At 40.9% G+C, this 8,352-nt stretch carries 15 protein-coding genes and 1 pseudogene; 6 read left to right on the forward strand and 10 right to left on the reverse strand.

Annotated features, from left to right (window positions below; translation table 11 throughout):
* The 8 genes from ACFINZ_RS08525 to ACFINZ_RS08560 form a co-directional block, all read right to left on the reverse strand.
* Positions 1-104: tail protein X (locus ACFINZ_RS08525; RefSeq protein WP_375701328.1), on the reverse strand; the 104-nt coding region annotated here is incomplete at its 3' end.
* The gene (locus tag ACFINZ_RS08530) at positions 101-481 is read right to left on the reverse strand and encodes a phage tail protein (RefSeq protein WP_375612342.1); all 381 of its coding nucleotides are present in this window, start codon (positions 479-481) and stop codon (positions 101-103) included. The genes ACFINZ_RS08530 and ACFINZ_RS08525, both read right to left, overlap by 4 nt.
* Before the next feature lie 5 nt (positions 482-486).
* Positions 487-771 (reverse strand): hypothetical protein, encoded by a 285-nt coding sequence (locus tag ACFINZ_RS08535; protein ID WP_375684015.1) that lies wholly within the window; start codon positions 769-771, stop codon positions 487-489.
* Positions 771-2,663 (reverse strand): phage tail tape measure protein, encoded by a 1,893-nt coding sequence (locus tag ACFINZ_RS08540; protein WP_375684014.1) that lies wholly within the window; start codon positions 2,661-2,663, stop codon positions 771-773. Before ACFINZ_RS08540 ends, ACFINZ_RS08535 begins: the two co-directional genes overlap by 1 nt.
* Positions 2,660-2,731, reverse strand: a complete 72-nt coding sequence (locus ACFINZ_RS08545) for a GpE family phage tail protein (RefSeq protein ID WP_375635004.1) — start codon at positions 2,729-2,731, stop codon at positions 2,660-2,662. The genes ACFINZ_RS08540 and ACFINZ_RS08545 overlap by 4 nt, the downstream gene beginning before the upstream one ends.
* Before the next feature lie 38 nt (positions 2,732-2,769).
* The gene (locus ACFINZ_RS08550) at positions 2,770-3,057 is read right to left on the reverse strand and encodes a phage tail assembly protein (RefSeq protein ID WP_375612344.1); all 288 of its coding nucleotides are present in this window, start codon (positions 3,055-3,057) and stop codon (positions 2,770-2,772) included.
* A 2-nt stretch (positions 3,058-3,059) separates the two neighbouring features.
* Positions 3,060-3,566, reverse strand: a complete 507-nt coding sequence (locus ACFINZ_RS08555) for a phage major tail tube protein (RefSeq protein ID WP_375637134.1) — start codon at positions 3,564-3,566, stop codon at positions 3,060-3,062.
* The gene (locus ACFINZ_RS08560) at positions 3,566-4,777 is read right to left on the reverse strand and encodes a phage tail sheath subtilisin-like domain-containing protein (RefSeq protein WP_375701326.1); all 1,212 of its coding nucleotides are present in this window, start codon (positions 4,775-4,777) and stop codon (positions 3,566-3,568) included. Before ACFINZ_RS08560 ends, ACFINZ_RS08555 begins: the two co-directional genes overlap by 1 nt.
* A gap of 473 nt (positions 4,778-5,250) precedes the next feature.
* Here ACFINZ_RS08560 and ACFINZ_RS08565 point away from each other — a divergent pair, with 473 nt between their 5' ends.
* From ACFINZ_RS08565 to ACFINZ_RS08575, 3 genes are all read left to right on the forward strand, one after another.
* Positions 5,251-5,772, forward strand: a complete 522-nt coding sequence (locus ACFINZ_RS08565; protein WP_375615282.1) for a Rha family transcriptional regulator — start codon at positions 5,251-5,253, stop codon at positions 5,770-5,772.
* A gap of 123 nt (positions 5,773-5,895) precedes the next feature.
* A complete protein-coding gene (locus ACFINZ_RS08570; protein WP_375607138.1) occupies positions 5,896-6,147 on the forward strand; it encodes a type II toxin-antitoxin system prevent-host-death family antitoxin in 252 nt (83 codons plus the stop codon).
* Positions 6,140-6,526 carry a hypothetical protein gene (locus ACFINZ_RS08575; protein ID WP_375701327.1) on the forward strand — a complete coding sequence of 129 codons (387 nt, stop codon included), beginning with the start codon at positions 6,140-6,142 and terminating at the stop codon, positions 6,524-6,526. Before ACFINZ_RS08570 ends, ACFINZ_RS08575 begins: the two co-directional genes overlap by 8 nt.
* Before the next feature lie 9 nt (positions 6,527-6,535).
* Here ACFINZ_RS08575 and ACFINZ_RS08580 read toward each other — a convergent pair whose 3' ends face one another.
* Positions 6,536-6,832 (reverse strand): HigA family addiction module antitoxin, encoded by a 297-nt coding sequence (locus ACFINZ_RS08580; RefSeq protein ID WP_375697222.1) that lies wholly within the window; start codon positions 6,830-6,832, stop codon positions 6,536-6,538.
* Positions 6,833-6,909: 77 nt separating this feature from the next.
* On the opposite strand from ACFINZ_RS08580, the gene ACFINZ_RS08585 reads away from it, so the two are divergent.
* The 3 genes from ACFINZ_RS08585 (at position 6,910) to ACFINZ_RS08595 (ending at position 7,822) form a co-directional block, all read left to right on the forward strand.
* Complete coding sequence (locus ACFINZ_RS08585) at positions 6,910-7,170, forward strand: type II toxin-antitoxin system HigA family antitoxin (protein ID WP_375697223.1); 261 nt, start codon at positions 6,910-6,912, stop codon at positions 7,168-7,170.
* 68 nt (positions 7,171-7,238) lie between these two features.
* On the forward strand, positions 7,239-7,517 hold the full coding sequence (locus ACFINZ_RS08590; protein ID WP_375640091.1) for a type II toxin-antitoxin system RelE/ParE family toxin: 279 nt from the start codon (positions 7,239-7,241) through the stop codon (positions 7,515-7,517).
* A gap of 17 nt (positions 7,518-7,534) precedes the next feature.
* Entirely contained in the window at positions 7,535-7,822 is a 288-nt protein-coding gene (locus ACFINZ_RS08595; RefSeq protein WP_126602638.1) for a HigA family addiction module antitoxin, read from the forward strand.
* Positions 7,823-7,909: 87 nt separating this feature from the next.
* Here ACFINZ_RS08595 and ACFINZ_RS08600 read toward each other — a convergent pair.
* A pseudogene (locus tag ACFINZ_RS08600) lies at positions 7,910-8,352 on the reverse strand (hypothetical protein); the annotation flags it as partial.

Raw genomic sequence — 8,352 nt, forward strand, 5'->3', positions numbered from 1 at the left:
GCATAAACGCGTTCAACAGCAAGGGCTTGTTGACCCTTTGCATAGTATCTCCAGCAAATGGCATCAACCATATCGCCTTCTTTTGTTACGTAAAGATCACTCATAGCTCTTCACCATATTCTCTCAATTTTATTGTAAATTCTTGTTTTTTTGGGGTGCCGTTATGATGAAAAACACTTTGCTTTTCCTCTACGGAAAGAATGACAAACTTACCTAAGATTTTGCCTTGACCGGTCACAAGAATGTGAGGTCCTTCATGTGCCATTTGCCGTAAATATTCGAGCTGTCTGTGACCACCTTTGAAATCTGGATAAATCACACCAGTTAAAGAAAATTCCGCATTTGCAACGGCAGGCAATTGAAGAGCTGCTTTGCGCCCCAATCGTCCTTGCTCTACCCATGGAACCCCATAAGACATATCAAGTGTTTGATAAGCTGCTGTTTCAATCGAAAAAATAAAACCACCTAAAGCTAACATCATGGTATTTAATCCGAAAGGCTAGAGGCTATAGCCAAGCGTTGCTGTTTGGCATAGCGTTCAAGTGCTTGATTGACTGCGTCTCTGATTTCATCTTTAAGACCATTGGGGACAGAAATATTTAAATTTGAAATCATCACACGGGCGTCTACTTCAACGGGCTTATGAACCGTAATTGGCTTTGGAGCTTTAAAGGCACCCACTTTTGCATTTGTAGCCTGCATTTGTCCTGTTTCAACGACACTTGTATTAAAACCACTCTTGCGTTTTTCAGGTGGGGTATTTGTAACCACTACTGTATCCAGCATTTTTTTGCGCGTGCATTGGTTTCATCGGTAAAGGTTTTAATGGTCTGGGTTGAAGTTTTGTTGATTGAAACATTAAAGCCTAGCTTTTCTTTCATCCAATTAGGCATCCAGCTGGTTAATTGATTAATCTGGTTGCTGAACCAATCAGATAGAGCATTCCATTGGCTTTTGATGCCGTCCCAAAGCCCGTTAATCAGATTGGATCCTGCTTCCATTAAATCAACGCCAAGCAACCATTTAATGAGTTCATTGATTCCTTTTGCTATCCAATAGAGTGGTGAAAAGTTTTTAAAGAGCGTAAAGAGGTTATTGAAAATGTTACTACATAAGCTGTAAAAAGAATTCCATAGCTTTCCTAAGAAGCTTATTACGGTATTCCAGTTTTTGTAGAGTAGATATCCAGTAGCAATAAGCACTGTAATGCCGCCTATTATCCAGCCTATGGGAGTAGACATCATGACGATGCGAAGCGCGGCGAATGCTGTACCAATTACAGCTAATGATGCTACCAACAAGCTTTTTATTTTGTCCCAATATTTGTAAAGCACATATAGAACAGCAATAAGCGCAACAATGCCACCAATTACCCAAGTGATAGGAGAGGACATCATGATGATACCAAGCTTAACAAACGCTGCACCAATTACAGCTAATGATGCAACCAACCGGAAATCTATTTCATCCCAGTATTTACACAGTGCAATAACTGCTGCAATACCACCAAGTATCCAGCCGATAGGTGTGGTCATGATTGCATAGCCAAGTGTGACAAACGCTGCTCCCGCTGCGGCTAACGCGGCAATGAGTGGACCAAAAATGAACGAACCAAGTGCCACAAGTCCTACCTTGAAAAGGGTTATTTCACCAATCAACGGCTCCATCCATTGGAACCAGCCTTTAATCCTCTCTGTGAGATCACTGATGCTTTTTCTTAAATCAGAGGTAGGATTAAGCAGATCATTAAGGACTTTTTTTAAGGTCTTTGCCCAACTCGCAACGGTTGTTTGAATGAGATCACGGTTTTCATCAATCAACTTTGAAAAACCGTCAATCATATCATTAATCACGGGCATGAAACGGGCGCCAATAAAGCTCGCGATACCGCCTATTTTTTTCTTAAAAGCACCAAGCTTATCACTCAAATCTGCTGCATAGCGTGCAACATCGGCACCTATGAGCCATTTTCCTTTTCGCGCCTTTGCAAACAGTTCTTTAATGGGTGCCATGCCTTGTGCAAGCATGGTCGCCATTTCCTTACCATCGCCCCCAAACAGCAGAGCGGCAATATGCTGTCTTTGTGCTTGATTTTTCATCTTACTCATCTTGTCGGTAATTTCTTCTAACAAGACAGAAGTGGATTTGAGTTTTCCAGAAGTGTTTTTGACAGAAATGCCAAGTGCTTCAAAGCCCATCATGCCTCTTTTTTGTCCAGCATAGGCTTGTGCTGAACGTCTATTTAAAACCGCTAAGGATTGTTGAAAAAGTTCGGCAGAAGTGCCTGAATTATCGGCTGCATCACCCCATAATTGAAGTGATGCAACACTCATATTTAAATGGTGTGATGCGTGATAAAGACTATCTCCCAGATGCATGGTTTTCATGGTGAGGGCGGCTACACTTGCCACAAGACCACCACCAGCAAGCCCTAAGACACCGGTAAAGACTGAAGCACGACTTGCCGCTGTGCTAAGAGCACTTTGAACGCCATGAAGGCTTTTTGTCATGTTTTTGACAGCAGCAGAAAAGCGCACAATACCCAAACTATGTGAGAGTGTTTTTGACAATGTATCGAATTTTTTTTGAAGATGTTTGAGAGGTGCGGTGAGTTTGTCTTCAAGAGACAATCTCACCTTTGCATCAGCAACTTTTTCACTCATTTTATCTTATACCTTTCTGCTGCTTGTTTTCGCCAGAATATGAGTTCTTGCGGTTCCATTTCCATCATCTTTGAAAGGGACCAATGGAACACAATGGTAATATCGGCTATGAGTTTAGCGGCGGTTTCCCAGTCGAGGTATCCCGCCGCTTGATAAAAGACTCCAAAATCTCTCCAATGCTCGACAAGTCATTAATATCGAGTTCTCCAACCGCTTCATGTGCCCATCCAGAAAGACGTGCGATCATAGCGATTGTTTGCTCTATGCCTTCTTTTTTGTCGATTGCTTGCACATCTTTTGTTTTGGGGCGCTGTAAAGTAATTTCGGTGTGCTCTTTTCCTTCAAAAGTAACAGGTATCAATAATTTATGTGTAATGCTTGTTTGGACTGTCATTTTTATAATCCTATATTGTCTCTATGGTCTGCGAGTTGATTGACGCCATTGAATTTTCTCACCAAGTTGAGGACGTCTATCTCAACAATTTCAACGTCCTTCTGGACATATTTGAAATATTGCAATGTGAATGTAGCCGTAGAAGTTGCTTTGCTGCCCGGTTGCCATTCTGCCATTTCAAAGCCTTTGCATAGTCCTCTCATGGTAATGACAACACCTTCTGCTGGTGTGCCTTGCGCTTGCATTGAACTTCGTAATGAAATGTCGACATCAGTGCGCCCTAAGAGTGCCATTAACTCTGGAGAGCAATCAGAAATGGTCATGCTAAGCGTGAGGGTTTCAAGACCAAGGTCAACTTCAATGGAGCTATCCATGCCACCGCCGCGATAACTTTCAACAACCAAGTTCAAATTCGGTAATGTTACGCTTTCACATTTTGCTTGATAGGGTATACCGTCGACAAAAATGTTAAAATATTTCAAAACTCTTGGTAAAACGGGGATAGCCATTAAAAAATCTCCTCTAAATAATCATTCACAATGCGTGAACGGAACGTGATATGTTCTGCGGGTGTTGTGGGGGTGAATTCGACATTGAAATAAACTTTTCCGCCTTCAATAGCGCTTGCTGTATTCAACTCTAGATCAGGCGTACAGCGCCCACCAAGAATGGCGCCTTGTGCTTTCAAATCACGCAAATAGGCATTGACGCTTTCACTGACATCATTCATGTAGGTTTTTTTGATATTACGATCGACAGCCCATAGATGCCCGCGCAAAATGGCGTCATTGATCATATCTGCGGTTCTCACCACCGATAAGAAAGCAAACTTTGTATCACTTGAAAGGGTGCGATTACCCCAAAGACGATAACCATTTTCGCGGATAATTGTTGTGATGTTTTGTTCGTTAAGAAGGTTAGCGCGGCTTGATCGATCACCAATGGAAAAATCAATAGGGCGCGCAGTTCCCACAATGCCATTGATCACTTTATTGGAAGGGGAATGCCAAAAGCCATGGGTAAAATCCGTTTTAGCAATGACACCAGCAACTGCTGCACTTGCTGGCTGTTCTACAATTTTTCCATCACGATTTACCTTTACAAACGGATCAACGATAATAGCGCGCTTTGAATCAAAATCCTTTGCTGCGCTAAGGGCTGCTTCATCTGTTGTGTTGGGTGCATCAAGCACCACAATGGCGCGTAGGCGTTCAGCAATGCCAATGAGTTCTGCTGCGACGGGGTTGGCAGTTGCACCAGTTCCATTCTCTTCAATATTCACACTGGAAGGGCGTTGATGTGTAAAGCCTGGCGCAATCAGAATGCGTGGTGTTTGTCCTACAATGGACCCCGCTCCAATCAAAGCATGAACACCTTCATAAGCACCATTTGCGTTTACACCACCCAGAATATTGGTGAGTGTTGCATTTTCGTTGTCACCTTCGTTCACGCGCACGACAACGACAATTGCTCCTACTTGTTTAAAAATAAGATCAAGGGCATTGGGTAAGGTACCTTGACGCTTACCCGTTTTATCGAGTTTTGCAGCTTGTGAAAGAGAGCCTGCTACCAAAACCGGTGTGTTGAGAGGGAATGCTTGTTCATCGGCATCGGGTGCTGTGCCAACAATCCCGATAACTGCCGATTGTACTGCGCGAAGGGGGCGGGTGCCGTCGTCAACTTCAACGACTTCAACACCGTGTAGAAAACCTGTTGCCATACTTTATGCTCCTTTAAATGAGGGGTGAATGAAAATGAATGGGAAAAATGAGGGTTGGATTTGAAATCGCACCCTTTAAAACAGTAAAACATAAGAATTTTGGTTCACTCGCATTTCAAATGCGAGTGAATAGTAAAGGGTAGCATTTCAAATGCGATCCTTTGAAAACAACAATATGTGAAATAATTTTTTAAAAGCATATTGACACTAATAAACCCTCATGTTATTCGAATCACAAGTGCTAGAAACACTAAACCATTAGCGGATAGGTCACGTAAGATCTCTCCCATGCATTTAAAATACTGATTGTCTTTTATGCTATTATTGGCATATAACGATTTTGTCGGGTGTAGCTATGCTATACAATACCTTCTCACGAGGGGAAGACATAGCGACGGACTAATGGCCGTGTTTCTAACGCCCGGCACCCTTGGGGGTGTCAATAGAGACATTAAAACCATTAGGAGTTCATCATGAACAATTTAGTGACAATCAACAATGATGGCATCGTTGTCACAACCTCTTTAAAAATTGCTGAGGGTGTGGGGAATACGCATAAAACAGTTATACAGTTAGTACGCAATAATCGTAAGGATTTTGAAGAGTTTGGTTCACTTGGATTTGAAATCCAAGTGAGTAAAAGAGACGGTAAAGGTGGTCAAAAGAGAGAAGTTGCTATTCTCAACGAACCACAAGCCACTCTACTCATGACCTATATGCGTAACAATGATACGGTGCGTGCGTTTAAAAAAGCACTCGTTAAAGCTTTCTATGATTTAAAAAACCAGTTAATTGATAATGACCGTGATACACGCTTTGATTTTCCAAGCAACTGGGACGAAATGGGACCTACTGAAAAAGCTGTTTATATTTATGGACCGCTTCACATGCATCTTGTTAAAGCCTTTACATTAGCAGAAGAGAGCAAACATTACAAAACGCTTGTTGAAGAAGCCAAACGAGTTTTAGTAAGCCCTGTTGCAAAAGTAGCTTAAGTTAAAAACATGATTTTATCTCCTCGCCTTTGAGGCGGGGAGGTGGTTAACAGCATAAAATATCTTTACATAATACATATTGTACGTATAATACGTATTATACATTAAAGATAGGATGTGCATATGAAAAAATATAGTTTTACAGATGTAAACCGCGGGGCAGGCGATATTTTAGACGAGGCTATGTCTACACCTGTAGCTTTGACAAAGCGAGGGCGTGAAAAAATCATTATGCTTCCTGTTGATTTATATCATGAATTAATAAAATCCCGTTCTAGTGTACAATCTTTTGTTTACGCAGATGCACCGCAAAATATATTAGATGATTTAGATCGTGGTTTAGATGACATTTTGAATAGTGATGAACATGTTTAAAGCAGGGGATGTTGTTCAATATTATTATTTATGGCACGAACAAGCGCAAAAAGGTGAACATTCAGGACGTAAAGCGCGTCCTTCCTGTGTTATGGTTAAAACTAAAAGCCATATTTTTTTGTTTCCTATTACTTCTCAGGAGCCTATTAATTTACAATATAGCTTAAAAGTACCTGAGATAGAATGTAGACGTGCGGGGTTGCAAAAGCAATCTTGGGTGCGTGTTGATGAATTTAATGTTGTTCCTTGCGAATTTTTGTTTGACTTTGAAGATTTAAAACCACAAGGGCGTTTTAGCATCGCTTTCGTGCGTAAAATTGCACTTAAAATTAAAGAAGTTAAAGCAATAAAACCACTTGGAAAAGTCTCTAGAGACTGAGTGATACAATTAAACAGCGTGGAGTGTTGGAACTTTGCTAACATCTGTTTCACGTTCAGCATGCCACGCATCATAATTGGCTTGCATGCGTAACCATATTCCTGCTCCATTCCCAAACATTTTGCCAAGACAAGCCGAAAGAGAAGGAGATATAGGCTTTTCGGCATTTAGAATATCATAGAGATGTTGGCGTGATATACCAAGCATCTGCGCAATTTCTGATTTTGTTTTGCCTGTTTCAGGAATAATTTCTGCTAAAACTTCTCCCGGATGAGTAGGACAGCGATTAGGATTGCGTGTAGTCATAGATAATCTTCTTTGCAATTAACTTAAAAATCGTTACAATCTAAACAGTATAACATCAATACTGTGTAATTTAAGAAATGAATATCAAACCACTTCGCACTGAAAGAGATTACCAAGAAGCCTTAGAGATTGTGTCTGCAATGTTTGATAAGCAGCCAGAAGTTAATACTCCAGAATTTGATAGAATGAAAACTCTTGTTTTGTTAATTGAAGCTTATGAAACAGAACACTATCCTGTTTCTCCACCTCATCCAATTGAGGCTATTAAATTTAGAATGGAACAAATGAACTTGACCGCTAAAGATCTTGTTCCTGCGATTGGTTATTTAAATCAATGATAAGGCATTTTATTAGGATTTATGAAATTTTTTCTTGTATTTGGTAACTATACACGATACAATATGTTATGATTTTGGGATTTAAACATAAAGGGCTTGAAGCCTTCTACAATACTGGCATTACAAAAGGAATTCAGTCTGCTCATACTCAAAAGTTAAGGCGTATTCTAGGTGCTCTTGACGTAGCTATATCACCAAATGATTTGAATTATCCGTCCTTTCGATTACATCCTCTAAAAGGTGATCTTAAGGGCTATTGGTCAATTACAGTAAATGGAAATTGGCGTGTAATATTCCGTTTTGTTGGTATAGATGTCGAATTGGTTGATTATCTAGATTATCATTAAATAAGGAGAGCTAAAAAATGATGAAAAACCCTCCACACCCTGGTGAACTCTTGCGTGAAGATGTAATCGCAGAACTTGGCTTATCTGTTAGTGAAACAGCCGAACGGCTTGGTATGTCTCGTGTAGCATTTTCTAGGGTTTTAAATGGGAAAGCCGCTATTAGTCCCAATCTCGCTATTAGGCTTGAAATGGCTGGTGTGAGTACTGCACGTGCTTGGCTAGCTATGCAGGCAAATTATGATTTAGCGCAAGCTCTAAAACATAAACAACCTAAAATACATCCTCTTTTCACGAGTTCTTGTTAGTTCCGTTCTATCGTATTGGAATGCTTTCTGAATGTAATATTATAGCTTAGTTTTGATCATCTTTCTCTTGTGGTTTTTTATAACCATTTAATCTTTCCATAACCTTATAAGAACAGCGCCATCAGCTCCAGCGCCGCTTGGAGAGGAATCTCCATGAGAGCCAGCACCCCCACCACCAAAGCCACGCCCTGCTTTTCCTGAACTATAGGAACCTTGTCCCGTTCCTCCAGATCCTCCTCTTGATGTATCACCCCCAGCATCACCGCCATTACCACTTATCTTGCCAGTAATTCCATTCGTTCCAGCACATCCATTTCCACCTTTAGCAAGTCCTGGATGTTCATCTGTTGCTAAACCAAAATTTCCTCCCATTCCTCCAGTTCCACCAGAGCCTGAATGATAGCCAGTAATATAACCATTTTTTGAACTATAGTAACCGGCACTACCATAATTTCCTCCTGTCGCCGTAATAAAATTCTTTCCAACAGCTGTTGTTCCTCCAGACTTACCGTTTACACACTGCTTTCCCA

The sequence above is a fragment of the Bartonella sp. AA81SXKL genome (assembly GCF_042196945.1).
In the GTDB taxonomy this organism is placed as follows: Bacteria; Pseudomonadota; Alphaproteobacteria; order Rhizobiales; family Rhizobiaceae; genus Bartonella.